Origin of the sequence: Streptomyces sp. 8N114 (assembly GCF_052245835.1) — a bacterium.
Lineage (GTDB): Bacteria > Actinomycetota > Actinomycetes > Streptomycetales > Streptomycetaceae > Streptomyces.
In genome coordinates this window covers 1-14,829 of sequence record NZ_JBQQBT010000033.1, presented here as the reverse complement: position 1 = coordinate 14,829, position 14,829 = coordinate 1, and the positions used below count along the sequence as shown (strand labels likewise).

At 68.3% G+C, this 14,829-nt stretch carries 14 protein-coding genes and 2 pseudogenes; 11 read left to right on the top strand and 5 right to left on the bottom strand.

Features of this window, described 5'->3' with window-relative positions; genetic code table 11:
* Positions 1 to 97: 97 nt before the first annotated feature.
* From ACTWQF_RS34030 to dnaN, 4 genes and pseudogenes are all read left to right on the top strand, one after another.
* Positions 98 to 673 carry a hypothetical protein gene (locus ACTWQF_RS34030; protein WP_443283619.1) on the top strand — a complete coding sequence of 192 codons (576 nt, stop codon included), beginning with the start codon at positions 98 to 100 and terminating at the stop codon, positions 671 to 673.
* A gap of 261 nt (positions 674 to 934) precedes the next feature.
* Positions 935 to 1,225, top strand: a complete 291-nt coding sequence (locus ACTWQF_RS34025) for a hypothetical protein (RefSeq protein ID WP_443283618.1) — start codon at positions 935 to 937, stop codon at positions 1,223 to 1,225.
* Complete coding sequence (locus tag ACTWQF_RS34020) at positions 1,222 to 1,860, top strand: hypothetical protein (protein WP_443283617.1); 639 nt, start codon at positions 1,222 to 1,224, stop codon at positions 1,858 to 1,860. Before ACTWQF_RS34025 ends, ACTWQF_RS34020 begins: the two co-directional genes overlap by 4 nt.
* A gap of 90 nt (positions 1,861 to 1,950) precedes the next feature.
* Positions 1,951 to 3,083, top strand: a pseudogene (gene dnaN / locus ACTWQF_RS34015) (DNA polymerase III subunit beta).
* A gap of 181 nt (positions 3,084 to 3,264) precedes the next feature.
* Here the strand turns inward: dnaN and ACTWQF_RS34010 are convergent.
* Entirely contained in the window at positions 3,265 to 4,446 is a 1,182-nt protein-coding gene (locus ACTWQF_RS34010) for a ParB/RepB/Spo0J family partition protein (protein WP_443283616.1), read from the bottom strand.
* Positions 4,443 to 5,591 carry a ParA family protein gene (locus ACTWQF_RS34005; RefSeq protein ID WP_443283615.1) on the bottom strand — a complete coding sequence of 383 codons (1,149 nt, stop codon included), beginning with the start codon at positions 5,589 to 5,591 and terminating at the stop codon, positions 4,443 to 4,445. The genes ACTWQF_RS34010 and ACTWQF_RS34005 overlap by 4 nt, the downstream gene beginning before the upstream one ends.
* Positions 5,592 to 6,040: 449 nt before the next feature.
* Between ACTWQF_RS34005 and ACTWQF_RS34000 the strand changes: the two genes are divergently transcribed.
* The 4 genes from ACTWQF_RS34000 to ACTWQF_RS33985 all read left to right on the top strand — a co-directional run bounded on the left by ACTWQF_RS34000 (position 6,041) and on the right by ACTWQF_RS33985 (position 9,213).
* The gene (locus tag ACTWQF_RS34000) at positions 6,041 to 6,685 is read left to right on the top strand and encodes a hypothetical protein (RefSeq protein WP_443283614.1); all 645 of its coding nucleotides are present in this window, start codon (positions 6,041 to 6,043) and stop codon (positions 6,683 to 6,685) included.
* Positions 6,686 to 7,277: 592 nt separating this feature from the next.
* Positions 7,278 to 7,496, top strand: coding sequence for a hypothetical protein (locus ACTWQF_RS33995; RefSeq protein WP_443283613.1), 219 nt, complete (start codon positions 7,278 to 7,280; stop codon positions 7,494 to 7,496).
* Positions 7,493 to 8,398, top strand: coding sequence for a sigma-70 family RNA polymerase sigma factor (locus ACTWQF_RS33990; RefSeq protein ID WP_443283612.1), 906 nt, complete (start codon positions 7,493 to 7,495; stop codon positions 8,396 to 8,398). Before ACTWQF_RS33995 ends, ACTWQF_RS33990 begins: the two co-directional genes overlap by 4 nt.
* Entirely contained in the window at positions 8,395 to 9,213 is an 819-nt protein-coding gene (locus ACTWQF_RS33985; protein ID WP_443283611.1) for a hypothetical protein, read from the top strand. The genes ACTWQF_RS33990 and ACTWQF_RS33985 overlap by 4 nt, the downstream gene beginning before the upstream one ends.
* Before the next feature lie 118 nt (positions 9,214 to 9,331).
* On the opposite strand, the gene ACTWQF_RS33980 is transcribed toward ACTWQF_RS33985, so the two are convergent.
* Together ACTWQF_RS33980 and ACTWQF_RS33975 are read right to left on the bottom strand one after the other, a co-directional pair.
* Entirely contained in the window at positions 9,332 to 9,769 is a 438-nt protein-coding gene (locus ACTWQF_RS33980) for a hypothetical protein (protein WP_443283610.1), read from the bottom strand.
* Positions 9,770 to 9,780: 11 nt separating this feature from the next.
* Positions 9,781 to 10,647 carry an endonuclease/exonuclease/phosphatase family protein gene (locus tag ACTWQF_RS33975; RefSeq protein ID WP_443283609.1) on the bottom strand — a complete coding sequence of 289 codons (867 nt, stop codon included), beginning with the start codon at positions 10,645 to 10,647 and terminating at the stop codon, positions 9,781 to 9,783.
* A 214-nt stretch (positions 10,648 to 10,861) separates the two neighbouring features.
* Between ACTWQF_RS33975 and ACTWQF_RS33970 the strand changes: the two genes are divergently transcribed.
* The 3 genes and pseudogenes from ACTWQF_RS33970 to ACTWQF_RS33960 all read left to right on the top strand — a co-directional run bounded on the left by ACTWQF_RS33970 (position 10,862) and on the right by ACTWQF_RS33960 (position 14,134).
* On the top strand, positions 10,862 to 11,269 hold the full coding sequence (locus tag ACTWQF_RS33970) for a DUF6233 domain-containing protein (RefSeq protein WP_443283608.1): 408 nt from the start codon (positions 10,862 to 10,864) through the stop codon (positions 11,267 to 11,269).
* An 889-nt stretch (positions 11,270 to 12,158) separates the two neighbouring features.
* Positions 12,159 to 13,406 carry a replication-relaxation family protein gene (locus ACTWQF_RS33965; RefSeq protein ID WP_443283672.1) on the top strand — a complete coding sequence of 416 codons (1,248 nt, stop codon included), beginning with the start codon at positions 12,159 to 12,161 and terminating at the stop codon, positions 13,404 to 13,406.
* A 137-nt stretch (positions 13,407 to 13,543) separates the two neighbouring features.
* Positions 13,544 to 14,134 (top strand): annotated as a pseudogene (locus ACTWQF_RS33960) (transcriptional regulator).
* A 71-nt stretch (positions 14,135 to 14,205) separates the two neighbouring features.
* On the opposite strand, the gene ACTWQF_RS33955 reads toward ACTWQF_RS33960, so the two are convergent.
* Entirely contained in the window at positions 14,206 to 14,415 is a 210-nt protein-coding gene (locus ACTWQF_RS33955; protein ID WP_443283607.1) for a hypothetical protein, read from the bottom strand.
* Positions 14,416 to 14,829: the final 414 nt, after the last annotated feature.

The following is a 14,829-nucleotide window of genomic DNA, read 5'->3' as shown; positions in this document are numbered from 1 at the left end:
CCGTTCCGCCCCATCCCCCGCACTGGCTGGGGCGGTGCGCAGGGCCGGGCAGACCTGCCCGGCCCTACGAAGGACCCCCGAGAGGAGGACCGCCCTGATGACCGTTCTTCAACTGGCCCCCGCCCACCGGGACGGGGACGATCGCCCGCACCACAATGACGGCACCGGTCCGGAGCCGATTGTCGCCCTGCACCAGCGTGTGCAGACCTTCGACCTGTCCCAGCGAGAGCGGGAACGCGGTGAGGAAGCCGCCTTCCAGGCCGTACTGACCGCCCAGGCTGTACTCACCGGCACCTTCCCCGACACCCTCGACCCCGTGGTGCAAGCCACGTCCTGGGCTGGCTACCCGCCCGTCGCCGAACGGCAGTTGATGGCCAGTGCCGTCACCTACCTCGGTTCCGCCGACGGACAGCGCGGCTGGTGGCTCCACTACACCCAACGCGAGGAAGGCTCCGGCGAGGACGGCGACCTGGCACACGTCCTCACCCTCATCGCCCCCTGCTCGTGCGGCACCTACCTCCACGCCGAGCTGGTCGACGAGGACCACCTGGTTGTCCTGCTGCACGAACTCGACACCCCGCCCGGCGCCCCCGTCGACTGCAACTGGCAGCTGCTGATCCGCTCGGCCAGCTACGCCGACACCGCGCACACCAGCACCGAGCCGCCCCTCTAGGCGGCTCGCCCCTGCACCCGTCTACCAAGTCCCTCTTCTGAAAGCGCCCCGGGACGGCCGCACTTCGGCCTCAGAAACCAGTCGGCCACCCCCGGGCCTACCTCTACCTCGCAACAAGGCGGCCGTCGCGTCGGCCGCCCGGGCACCACGGCTCATTCACTGGCCGCCTGAACCAAGCCCCCCGCACCGGACGGCCGCACGGACGCACCGTGCGGCCGTCCGGGCTGCGCACTGACAACGAGCGACGGGAGAACCCGCCTCATGATTCACTCCCCCACCCGCACCACCCGCCGCACCACGGCCGCCCGCATGCGCGCCGTCGGCCTCAACCGACCCCGCCCCCTGCCCAGCCGCGGCCCCGGCTACGTATGCGGACGCTGCAGCGTCGCCTGGTCCGGCGCGGAATCCGACTGCTTCTCCTGCGGACTGCCCGCCACACAAGAGCACACCCACCCCGGCGCCGCCCTCCAAGTGCTGCTGATCGCCGTCGGCCGCACCCCCACACTCCCCGCCCCGGGGCCCGCCCACGCACCCATGGAGGAGGAACGGTGACCGCCGCCAGCCTGACCGGCCACGACGCGCAGCTGTACGCCCGAATCCGCCACGAGACCGAACCCACCGGCGAATACTTCACCACCCGCACCCCGGCAGGGCCTCAGCCCCTGACAGCCGAGCAGCAGCGCCACAACTTCACGCTGCTCCAGCACGCCATCAGCCCTCGCCAGGACACTCTGCTCCCCAAAGAGGAGCGCATCCCGATCCGCGCGCTGACCATCCGGCCGCCATGGTCCGACCTCATCGCCATCGAGGACGAGGACCTCGGCAAACGGATCGAAAACCGCGTCTGGTCCACCACCTGGCGCGGGACTCTACTCATCCACGGCGGCCTCACCATCGACACGCCAGCACTCACCCTCCCCGACGTACGCAAAACGCTGCCCGCCGACTACGAACCGGTGCAGGGAGCCATCGTCGCCGTCGCGGACCTGACCAGCATCCACCCCGACGACGGCCCGTGCACCCCCTGGTCCCAGCCGGACGGCTACCACTGGGAGCTGACCCGCGTGCAGCGCCTTCACCAACCGGTCGCCGCCCTCGGGGCGCAGCGCCTGTGGACCCCCACCCGCGAACTCCTGGCCAAGATCGCTGCCGCCAACCCGGCCCTCAAAACACGGCTCGCCGCATAGGCCGTCCCGCCGATCCCGCGCGAGAACGCCGACCGCTGCCCACCCGCAGCTCTGCTCTACCTCACCCCATCGATCGACAGGAAATCACCAGTGCAGCTCACCGTGGAACACGCCGACCTCGCCGCAGCCGTCCGCTGCGCCGCCCGCAGCCTGCCCACCCGGCCGCCCGTCCCCGTCCTGGCCGGCCTCCTCCTGGCCGCCGACAACGGACAGCTGCGCGTCAGCGGTTTCGACTACGAGGTATCCACCGACACCACCGTCCCCGCCACCATCGCCGAGAACGGGCGCGTCCTCGTCTCCGGCAGGCTGCTGTCCGACATCGTCGCCACCATCCGCGGCGACGTGCACCTCGAACACACCGGCAGCCGCGTCACGCTCCGCGCCGGGTCCGCCCGCTTCCACTTGCCCACCCTGCCACTGGAGGAATACCCCTCCCTCCCCGAACCCGGCGAGACCTCCGGAACCCTCGACGCGCCGACCTTCGCCGAAGCCGTCGAACAGGTCGCCTGCGCGGTCAGCCGGGACGATTCCCTGCCCACCCTGACCGGCATCGGCCTACAGCACGACAGCGAAGCCCGCACCCTCACCCTCTACGCCACCGACCGCTACCGGTTCGCCGTGCGCACCCTGCCGTGGAAAGACATCGACCTGCCTGACGGCACGGCCCTCATCCCCGGCAAACCCCTCCAGGACGCGGCCAAAGCGAGCGCCGATGAAACCACCATCGACATAACCTTGCCCGCCGGCCCGGGCACCCGCGGCTCCTCCAGCCTGTTCGCCCTGCGCACTGCCACAGCACGACCACCGTCCGCACCCTGGAGGGCGAACTACCCAAGTACGAAGCACTCTTCCCCGCAGAGTTCGCCCACACCGCCACCGTGGACATCGCCGCCCTCCAGGCCGCCGTCCAACGCGTCGCCCTCGTCTCCCCCAATAAGGCCGACCCGATCCGGCTCACCTTCACAGCCGACGACACTCTCGTACTCGAAGGCGGCACCAGTGGCGACGCCCACGCCCTCGACAACGTCGAAACACACCTCGAGGGAGGCGAACTCAGCATCGCGTTCAACCCCACGTACCTCACCGACGGACTGGGCGCCCTGACCACAAAGTCCGTCCAGCTCCAGTTCACCTCCCCCACCAAGCCCGCTGTCCTGCGCGGCGCCGACAGCGACGACCAGGCGCTGCGCTACCTCCTCATGCCGATCCGCCTCTCCAGCTGACACACATCGAGCGCCGTGCCCGCCACGCGAGCACGGCGCTCGGTCTGTTGTCACCCACCCAGAACAGGAGACCCCTATTCCCCTGGGCGGCCGTGAGGGGTGTGTTGTCCGCGGACAACACACCCCTCACTGGAAGGACCGGTCCCTCGACCACGTGCAGAGCTGCTTCGGAATGCCCAGCCTACGGCCGATCACCTGCTTCAAGGGTGTTTGCGTTGATCAGCAGCTTGGTCAACTCGACCCGGTTCGTACGGGTCATTCGACGCATCAGGACCTTACACAGTGCCTCTGGGTCCCCCCAAGGCAGCACGTACGGGTCGTCTTCCTTTGCGTCGGCAGTGGAGTCCTGCCGATCGCCACCTGCCCCTGGGGCCGAGGCATCGGGAGTGCCTGTGTTGTCCGCGGACAACGCTCCGAGGGTCTTGCTTCCCTTCTCCTTGGCGCCGCTCCCCGACGTGTCGCTCTTCCCGGCGGCGCCTGTGTTGTCCGCGGACAATGCCTCCTTCTGCCCCTTCCCCGAGAGCGCCGAGGGCGAAGCCGTGTTGTCCGCGGACAACACGTCGCTCTTCTGGCCTCGGGCAGCCTCAAGGAGAGCCTTCTCCTCGTCCCGCTTCTGAGCGGCCAGTTCCTTTAGACCCTTCCAGTGCTCTATAAGAGCAGCTGCGTCAAGGCCCGGATGATCCTTCACATGCCGCGCCAGCTGCCGACCGTCCCGCTCAGGCATCTCGCCAGAACTGAGCATGGCCTGGATCTCCACAGGAAGCCGCAACAGAGCCAGCTGGTTCGTCACCCACGAGCGATCACGGCCCAGCCGCTGTGCTGCGCGTGCGCGAGCACCGCCTTCGCCCTCCTCGCAGACCTCGACCATCTGCTGCACACCACGGGCCCGTTCAATGACATCGAAGTCCTCCCGCTCAAGGTTCTCCTTGAGGAGGTGGTCGATGAAGTCTTCCTTGGTCGCGGCCAGGTCGTCGCGAACGACGAAATCGAGGACCTCCAGGCCGACGTGGAGAGCACTGCGGAACCGGCGCTCTCCATTGACCAGGACATAGTCCACGTCCCCGAGGCGCTGCTCCTGCTCCGGCCACAGCTTCAGGTAGGCGCCGATCGTCACGGCGACACACGCCGCCAACTGAGCGTGCCGCAGTTCCTCGCCGAAACGAGCCAAGTCCTCGTCCGTGCCGAAGTTCCGGCGGGGATTCAGAGGCGTGGGGGCGATCCGGTCCAAAGGCAGGTGTACGAGCTCATACGCGGGGATGTCCCCCTGGGCTACCGCCTTCGCCCGTCCACGGGCACTGCGCCCGCGGCTGGCGGCTCGCCCGAACGACGCTCCGGTTCCCAGCTGGTCAGCTACCCGGCTCATGATGCCACCCTCGCGATGGTGCGCATCGCCTCAGCCTGTTCACTGTCTGGCGCGTACGCCAGCAGAGGCTGCTTGAGACGCACGGCCTTCCGCTGCTCGCTTTGATCTGGAATGACCGCGACGACTGGTGGGTCCCCGATCGCCTTCCAACTGTCCAGAGAGGAAGTGGCGACGAAGCCGCGGCGGCTGTCGTACATATTGACCACGAACCCGAGCTGGGCGACCTCGATGTTGAGGTCCCCGCACAGTTCGTCGATCTGCTCGTCGAGCATGTCGAACGCGTCAGCGGACGAGTCCTCAGCGAGCACGGGGATGAAGATGCCCGACTCCCCTTCATCCTCACCGTCGCGGGTCCGCGCGTAGTACAGAGCAGTGTCCATGGTGTAGCCGAGGCTGGGCGGGCAGTCGACGACGATGTAGTCGAACCGCTGCTCCAGCGGCTCCATTGCCTTTTCCAGCGCCGTCTCCTTCACCCGCACGTGCCGACTCGTCGCGAGCTTGGCATCGAGAAGGAAGGCGTCCTTGCAAGCGGGGACGAGGAACAGCCGTCCCCCGAAAATGCCCTCTTCGATAGGGACGAGCAGGTTCTGGAGATCGTCACTCACCTCACCCAGCATGTGCTTGGCCAGGCTCGGATCGTCGATCCCCAGCAGATCCAGACCGAACTGCTTGGTCAGGTGCCCTTGGGGGTCGAAGTCGACGACGCACACCTTGTGACCCATTTCGGCCAGGGCCTCGGCAACACCCGCCGATGCCGATGTCTTCCCAACACCGCCCTTCTGGTTGCCGAAGATGATGCGGCGCGCGCCCGTGACCCGCCTCGCACGCCGGGTGGCAGGGTGACTGTCCAGCCACAATCGCACTGCCTGAGCGAGACCTTGAGCGAAAGAGACCTCGCGCTTCTTGCAGTCCTCCTTGAAGCCTTCGTACAACCCGGTGGGCAGGTAGGTGGCGAAGGGGCCACCGCCAGCGGTGTCGACCTGGGGAAGCGGTTCTGATGCCTCCCAGGCGTTTATGCCCTCTGCTACAGCGTCCTTGATGTCGATACCCAGCTGGGCAGCACGGACCTTCAACTCACGGCGGAGCGCAGACGGCAGCTTGGACACTACCTTTTTCCGCTCCTCAGGACTGTATGGCGCGGTCATGGGGCTACCTTACTAACCATGAGGGATGGGCTACACCTCCCACGCCGTCGGCCGCAGGCTGCCAGCCGGACGCTGCGCGATTTCGTTTCCCACTCAGGCGCCAAGCGCAGCGTGCGCTGCGATAAGGACTGAGTGCAAGGGGACCGGTATGCATCCCTGGCAGTGGAGACCACGGACCGTGTTCCGCCCAGGCTGGCAGGGGTAGAGAGCCCGCGAGACGGACAGCTACCGGTGGGGGAGCAGTGGCAGCGGGTCGGCGTCAGCAAGGCGGTCGGGTACGGCAGTTCGGCGGCCGCATAACACCGGAGCATCGTCGCGGACGGTCATCAAGAGTGGTTCTCTGCCCCGTCACCTGTGAGATGTGCGGGTCGGCCCGGCTGCGGCTGGGGCCCAAAGGCGCTGAGTGTGAAGCGTGCCGTCAAACCCGTCTCAAGCGTGGCCGGCGGCGCGTGCAGATGAAGACCGCCGCACGCAAGCGCACGACTGCCACGCTCATTCGTAACCGCGCGTCTGCGGCGGCCCATCTGCTTCAACGTGCCGAGCAGTGGGATTCCATGGGCGAGCACGCTCTCCCCCATGGCATCGAGGTGTTGAACCGGCTGAGGTCTGCGCTGGACGAGGTCAAGGCCCTCGATGCGGTGCTACGGCAGCGCTTTGAAGCCGGTGCCGCCGCAAGCAGAGACAAGCACCCGGCCGAAGAGGCTGCGGACTTCCGCCGGCGCCTCTTTGCTGCCCTGCGCAAAGGCCGCCTGGCTTTGGAGGAGATTGCCACCGGCGAAGCAGGGTCGATCACGCCTGAGCAGCTGCCCTTGGTGGACAACACGCACGCCTTCGCGCTGGTGCGTGCCCAGGCCGGACACCACCGCGCCATCGAAGCTTTCGAGGCACAGCGCCTGCCGGTCGGAGTGGACTGGAAGCAAGCAGCGCCACACATACCAGCACTCTGCTCCTTCCTTTCCCAGCAACGACGCTCGGAGCCGGAGGATGTACTGCAGGAGAAGGCCACGGCGATCGACGTGGCAATGACCCGGCAGGCGGCAGACCAGGCCGCACTTCGAGGACGCATGATGGACCCCGCCCCACCCGGCCAGTGAACTGAGGCGACCCCCGAAGGACCGGAGGTTGTCCTGTCGCACCGAACCTTCATTCGGGGCAGGGCAGGTGCCTCCCGAAGTGCCATGAGAAGCGACTTGGCAGCCGGTGAGCCAGGCGGTATGGCCCAGGGGGCCGGTCAGCCTGGGGCGTTGTCAGTGGCCTGGTCTACGGTCGTGCTGGTGTCCTGCAGGACGCATGCGTTCCCGCCTGGCCGTCAAGACCGGCCAGGCGGGAACAGGCACAGCGCGTCCCCTTATTTGTCGGCACGGGGACGGGCCTCTTCCGGATGGAAGGCCGACACCGAGGGTGTCTTGCACCCATTGACGGGGGTCGGCGGTGGGATTGCAAGAGATACAGGAAACTTCCACTCGGAACGAAGCCGGACTGCTCTTTACCTGTGCCGGATTGGTCATTCGTGCTCGCTCCACGACTGGCATTGTTCCGTGATTCCTTGATCACGTGGCGTAACGCCTCGTTGTCGGTCCATGCTGAGTGCCCTCCCAGCGGCGGACGGCACCCGCTTGTTGGGGGAGCCCTGCGCGTCTCCGGATGGTCGCGCGGGAATGGCCGACGCCGACACCGAGGAGAGGGATGGACCACAAGCAGATAATGATCACGGTCGCGATGGCGGTGGTGTTCGCCTGGAGCATCGTGATGGCGGCGATGGGCCATGTAGCCGCCATCGCCTCACTCGCTCCCGTTCTGGGCCTGACTGTGGCGCAGCTTGTCCGTGCGGCCCGTTCGCGGACCGCATCGGCTTCGGGGCACCGCGTCACGGCGGTACCCGATAAGGAGGACGGCGCCCTGTGACGATTCCCTCCGAATCGCCGGTGCCCGCCCCCGGGCCGGCACCGGCTCGTCCGGGCCGCAAACTCGGCCCCATCGCAGATAACGTGGGCAGCTCCCACCGGGCCTGGCTGGAACCAGTGCGTGAGACCTACCTCGCCAGCGGGCGGACTCTCAGCGACCTCAGTGATCGAGTCTGGCTGCACAAGTCCAAGCTCTCCGAACTGCTGCGGGGCCTGGGGCTGTATCCACGCTGGGAGATCATCCACCGCCTGTCCACTGAGCTGGCCATGCCCGACTGGCCCCTTTACTGGCTGTGGCGCCAGGCGGCTCTCGACGCACAAAAATCCAGCGACTGGATCGAACGCTCCGGTGACACGCCTACGTTGACCACGGCTCATGCCGCCCCGCCCCTGGAACACAGCGCCCTTCGCCAGATGGTGGAGAGCTACTACCACCGCTACGCCCAGGTCTTCCTCCTCGACGAGGCCAGTGACATCGCAGTGGCCGACACCTTCGACCGCCTCTGGCTGTCCTGGGACGAGGCTCTCTCCAGCCCGGACACCCGGCGCTTCGCCTGGAACGTCCTGCGCACCACCGTCATGGCCAAGACCCCGCACCTCGATGGCCAACCCGAACTCGCCCGGGCTGCCTTCGACACCGTCGCCCTGCAGACCCTGACCACCGAGACCGACCGCATGCACCAGATCGAGGAAAGCCTGAAGACGTTTCAGGCGATCAGCAGACTGCCCGGCTCCCAGCTCGACGTCATGGTGCTGCGCTACCTGTGCGGAATGACGCCCGAGGAGACATCTTCCCTCCTCGGCGTCCCGCTGGCCGCTGTGCGGTCCGATGAGCGTCAGGCCATCCGCTGCCTGGAGAGCATCCTCTGCCCGCCGCCGGAGACCGAAGGACACACCGCATGACCCCCATCGAAGAGATCCTCTCGCGAGCACTGCTGGTCCGCGAACGCGTCGTACCCCGTGACATCGTCCCGCCCCTCACCCCCACTGCCGGCCCGGACACCGGCACGGCCACCGCACCGCAGCAGCCGCGCTGCACGTCCAACGCCGCAGCCGACGACTTGCGCACACTGTGCGAAACCCTCGTCACCCACACCCCCGCCACCGCCATCGGCGGGTTCGTCACCGACCAGCTTCCCGAACCTCGCAGCGCCCTGATCCTCGCCTGCGTCCTGCAACTGACCGACACCGACGACGGCGCCCGCTTCTGGTGGCAGTACGCCGCCGGCGCCGGGCAAGCCGCCGCCGCCTACTGCCTCTACCTCCACCATCTATCCCTCGGAGAAGACGACGCAGCCCACTGGTGGCACCGCCAGACCGACGACGTCCAGCCACCAAGTGCGACCGACACTGACGACCACGACCGCATCACCAGCGCCTCCACAACCACGATCCTGCGCGTCCTGCACCACCTCGCCAAGCACTCCACCCGAGACCGCTCAACCGCGTTCACCAACCTCATGGACTACATCCCCAGCGCAGTCGCCGTCGGCTACCTCCGCGAACCCGAGATGGACCTGCCCATGCCCGGACCCGATTTTGCTCGCCGGATCCGCACTCTGCTCACCACCGCCGCCCACCGACCCGACGTCCACAGCCGTCTTCCCGCACGCAGCGGCCCGCACCAACGCACCCAGCGCGATGCCTCCCGCTCAGCATCCCGCTCCAGGCTCGCAGAACTGCCCCACCGGCAGATGGGCGAGACCGCCACACGCTGAGCAAGGGCTGGGCGAGCCTCCAAGAGACAGCCCAGCCCTGCCAGGCACGGGCCTGACACCGGCCGGATCCGCCACACGCCGCCGGAGGATCAGCCACTGGGGCACTTACCACTCAGTCTCAGGAGCCCGGGTCGGCGGCTCGCTGGAGGGCGGACTGGCGCAGGGCTTCGAGTAGCGGCAGCACATCGTCCTCGGTGGCGTTGCTGATGGACGTGAGGTAGCTGATGAGGGAGCGGGCGATGGTTTCGGACTGCTCCGGTGTCGCGTCGGGCGCCCAGGCCGTGAGGGTCTCGATGAGGACCTGGGAGACCCGCACGGTCGGATCGGCTTGCATCCTCTCCACCGCGGCTGCCAGTCCCTGCTCGGGCATGCCGTCCTGGATCCCGAACTGTGCGGGCAGCAACAGCTGCATGATGTTGTCGCCGAGGTCGGCGACCAGGACAGCCGTCGGGGTCTCGCCGGGCCGGTGCTCCAGGAGCGCTGCCATCTCCCCCGTCTCTTCGCGCCACACCGCTTCCAGGTAGGCGCAGGCGCGGAGGATGTCGTCTGGGGCCATCGGGTCGGCCACTACTTGTACTCCCACACGTTGTCGGTCTTCGCCAGGGCGAGATCGAGGCGCACAGCGAAGCCATGATGGTCGGAAGCGCCGTCCGGCTTGTCCAGCAGGGTGTAGTCGACGATGGTGTCGGCCAGCGGCGCTGACGCCCATAGCTGGTCGATCCGGTCGTCGGTTCCGGTCCGGCGCAACAGAGCCGCATCGTCATCGTCGCGCTGTTCGTACAGCGTCCACGCGGCGTCGACGAAGCCGGTGTAGGCGAGGGTCTCTGTCACCCGCCGGTCGGGCACCAGCTGGCCGTCGACCTCGGACGGCAACCTTGTGCGGGCCGACCTGTTGTACGGCAGCATCGCGCCGTAGTCGGGGGCGGGGTGGCGCGGGTCAGCGGGCGGGTAGTTGAGGTCGCCAGCCACGATGCCGTATGGCCCGTACCGCAGCGCCCGCGTCGCGATGAGTTTCGCTTCGTCCCGTGCCTTGTCGGCGACGAACGGGTTCAGGTGGACGCTGATGACCGCGAGCGGAGAGGGCAGGCCGACGTCGAAGGTCGCGACACCGAAGCCGTGCAGCGTCTCCTGCGCGAAGTCGGTGTTCCAGTGCAGCCAGCGGCCGACCGTCTCACGCCGGTAGAGCATCGCCGGCCGGAGACCGGAGCTGGACGGCGGCAGCGGTGGCGCATCCATGCCCAGGTCATGCATGGCCCGGCTGAGCTGCCGGTGGCCGTAGCTGTCCCAGCCGACCGCCTCCTGGAGCAGCACCAGGTCCGGCTCACCCGCGCTGAGGATCCGCTGAGCCAGATGCGGCCAGCGGTCCTCCGGATCCCCCGCGCCGTTGCGCAGCCCACCGTTCCCCAGGTTCTGGACCACGATCGTCAGCTTCATATGCCACCCCCTGCTGTGCGTATCCCCGCACCGTAGCCGCCTCTCAGCGCCCTGCCCACGGCTGATCACTCCGACTTGAACGAGGGTGTGCGACTGGCAGGGAAGAGAGCCCACCTCACCGTTATCGAACTATTATTCGGATGTGGTGAGTGAGTGGCGCGGCCGTGCGGGGCCGTGGGCGCGAGCCCGGATGCCGGACGGACAGGAGCTGGACGTGGTCGTTACCACTCGTGCCCGCACGCGGGACGGCAGATGGTGGTACGAATGCGAGGCCATCCTCCCGGCCCGCCCCGGCCCGGACGGATACGCCAGCCCGGAGGGCATGCCCGTCGCTATCAGCGTCGCAGCGGAGAACATCGCCCCGATCCCGGGCGAGTCTTATGAGCATGTACCGACCGAGGGCGCGGTGGCCGGCCGTCAGTGGCTGGCTGTTCGGTCCCCGGGCGTGCACGGCGGCAACCCCTGGTGGCAGCTCCATCGCCGTGACTGCTGGCAGGCTCGCGGCGGCTGGCGCCGGCGCCAGGTCACCACAGCAGAAGCCCGCGACATCCTGGCCACGCTGACCGCAGATCGCCTATGTGACATCTGCCGACCCGACCAAGCACTGCGCGCACACCGCTGACACGAGACAAGGGGCCAGAGTGCACAGCACTGAGGGCGCCCGATGCGCACCAACGGTGCGCTGCATCGCGGTGTGCGCATTCCCGTGTTTCTCCTGACCGGGCTCTCCGGGGGCCGCCGGACAGATCGCGGTCAAAGGGGGGTGGGTGACAGAGGCGTTGCCCGCTTGCGGTGCGCACTCGATGCGCGCGGCGCGGTGCATCGTCTGGCGGCGGAGCCGCTCCCGATCTGCGGTGCGCGCACTACACGATGGTGGTGCGCATCGGGTGCGCACTGGCTGGCGTGGGGTGCGCATCGGGTGCGCATTGGTTGGTGCGGGGTGCGCATCGGGGTGCTTGGAGCACGGCGACGGAGTCAGTCCCGGGAGGGGGAGAGATCTCCTCTCCGGGGGAGAAGGGGAGATCTCTTCTCCCTCTGGGCGCTGGTGACTCTTCGTTCCGGGGCCAGGGCGTATGGCGTCGGTCACGGACGAACTGCGCGGACAAGGGGTGGTCAAGGGGCATATGGGACAGCGGTGGTGCTGGAGTGTCAGACCGTGGTCAAGGGGTGCCTCGCCACGGTGGCTACCGGCTCGCGTGCCGGGAGCGCGTGGGCCTGGCCCGCCGTCGATCCGGCCGCATGGCCGGAGTAAAGAGGACTCGATGACCGCCGCTGATCCCCTACGCCGTCTCGTTCCCGCTGCTGAACAGGCCCATGGCGCACTGCTTGGCCAGGGCGCGCCTGTCCCCTCCGCAGACCCCTCCATCGCCCCCTCCGCCCCCGCTTCGCATCAGCGGGGCGTTTCCGCAGGCCGGACCCGGCGAGCTGGGGGCCGGCGGGGGTCCGACAACCCTTATCACTCAAGGCGTCCTGTTCACCGGAAGAACTCGACAGGCCCCCGGCGCAAGGAGCTGCTGCAGGCGCTCGGGATCTTCCAGCGGGCCACCGCCGATCAGCTGTGGAAGCTGACCCGGCCGGCCAACCGGCACGACAAGCTCACGCGGGAGACGCTCCTGGATCTCGAAGACCACCGCCTGGTGAGGATCGAGTCCGTTCAGGACGACCAGCGGCAGGTGTGGGTGCTGACCGCGCGAGGGCACCGTGAGGCCAAGCGACTGCTGCAGCCCGAGGGGATACGCCTCTCCGCGCTCCGCAAACAGGAGTACGACCCCGGGAGTGGCGAGGTGCTGGGCACCGGCTACGACGACCACGCCGCGGCGGTCACCTCGACGGCCGCCGAACTGCACCGCGCCGGGATCGGGAACCGGCTCGGCTTCCAGACCGAAGTCGCCCACCGGCTCGCCAGCGGATACGTGCAGCGGGCCGACCTGGTGATGCGAGCCGCCGCGGCCGGGGTACCGGTGCTGCTCCTGGAGATCGACCGCCGCACCGAGGACGCCCACGAGCTGGTGCACAAACTCCGCCGCTACGCCGACTGGTTCCGGCAACTGCCCGCAGACGCGGACGAGCGGACCAAGCGGCTGGCTGGCGCGGGAGGCGACATCGCCCACGAACAGCGGTTGTGGCGCCGCTTCTACCCGCCGACCGGACGGGAAGGCACGCCGCCGCTGGCGTTCGTGTTCGCCGACACCACGCCCGCCAAGGTCGCCAACACCGTCAAGGTGCTGGAAGAGGCCGGCCGTCGCCACTGGTGCGGCACCCGGTACGACCCGGGCGGCGTGTGGGAGGGCGTCACAGCCCGGGACTACAGCCAGGCCGTGCCGGTCATCGTCACCACCCTGGAGGAGCTGCGCGAGCACGGCGCTCACGCTGCGGTGTGGCGGCGCTTGGGACGCAACGGGAAGCAGACGCTGAACGCCGCGCTCGACAACCCCGACGGCGACGCCCTCTTCCACCGCCAGGCCGAAGCCGCCCGCGCCAAAGCAGAACGCCGGCGCGCCGCCGAACGCGAGGCCCGCCGCCCGGTGTGCACGCGGTGCGGGGCGAAGTTCACCGACGAACGCTGGGAGCAGACCACCACACGCCCCAGGTCCTGGAAGGCCGGCGACCTGACCATATGCGGGACATGCCACGCCGACGATGCCGCCCGAAAGAAGGCCGCCGACCACTCGCGGGAGGCAACGCCGGCACCACAGCCGGAGCCCGAGCACGACCAGGAGCCGGGCAGGCTCCGCGGCCTGTTCCGTCGGCGGGCCTGACATTGGAGAGGCTCCGCAACGTCCCTCTCAGCACAAGTGGGAGGCGGCGGGGCCCTTTCCGTGTTCCGGACGGACACTCTCCGACAGAAGGAAGAATGGATGACCCCGATGATCGATCCGAGGAACGAGGCCGAGTAATGCCGGAGCGCACACTCAACTTCGGCCTCTACGGCGCCCAGGGCCGCAAGAGCGCCCAGCTCGCCGCCGAGGTCCTCGACCGCCTGGCGATAGAGGGCGGTATCCGCTCGCCGGTCACCACCCGCCGCGGCCTGAGCGCCCGGCTGAACTACCTGACCAACTCGCCAGCCGGATACCAAGCCATGCGGGAGGCGGGCATCAGCGTGGCCCGGGGGACGCTGCGCCGCTGGCTCCAGCACAAGCAGACCCCCTCCCGCGACAACCTCGCCCGGATCGACGCGGCCTACCGTGCCTACCGGCGCCGCAACGTCGCCCGTCACCTGCTGCAGCGCCTCAACGCCCGCGGCGGTACCCGGGTGGAGATCCAGCCCCTGGACCAGAGCGCGGTGGCCGACCCCCGCAAGCGGGTCATCGCCACCGACCGTGCTGGGTTCCGGTGACTGCGGATCCGCCGCTGGGACCGGATCGTGGACGCCTGGGCGGCCGGAGACGACCAGGCGCTCGCGGATGCGTGGGACGACGAGCTGACCGATCTGGGCTCGCAGTGGGGCCAGTACGAGTACGCCACTTCCGTCGGTTTCGCTGCCTGAAGTGCACCAAGGGCTGGCCGTGGCCGTTGCACGTGCTCAGTGGTGCAGCTGTCTCGGCACCAGCCCGGGGCTTACAGCTTGACCTGGGCCATCTGCTCGACCACCTGGCCGGTCACTCGGAGGATCCCTTGTCCCAGTTCTGTGGGGGCGAGAAGGAGCCCCAGCACCAGGACGATGAAGACGGTCAGTTTCTCGTCGTTGCGGCTCCGTGCTTCCGTACGTCGTCGCAGACGTACCACGACAACGAACGCCAGGAGCACCGCCATGTTGATGGTCAGCACCCGCCCCCCTCTCACCTACGCCCCCAGCCCTTGTAGGACATGCGTGGGTCAGGCGCACGGCGGATGGGCACAGTTGGCGCTGAACGGCACCCTTTTTGACCGGAAAGGCAATGCGCCGTTGCTGTGGTCCGGTTCGGGTCCGGTGCGCGCTTGATTGCCGTGCGGCGGGTGCGTTCCGGGATCGGGAGGAGCGGGCGGGCCGGGGGACGGTGGTGGGTGACCGGTGACGGAAGACCTTGCACCTTCCTATTTTAGGAAGCTATATTAGTGGTGTGAGGTCAGGGGACTAGCCCCAGGCCCTTACCGGAAGGACCCGGATGAACATCACCACCGACTACGGCTCTTGGGTAAACCACGGCGACCACCTCAACGTGAGCGTTGAGGCCACGGTCCTGGATGCCATCAACGGCGGCG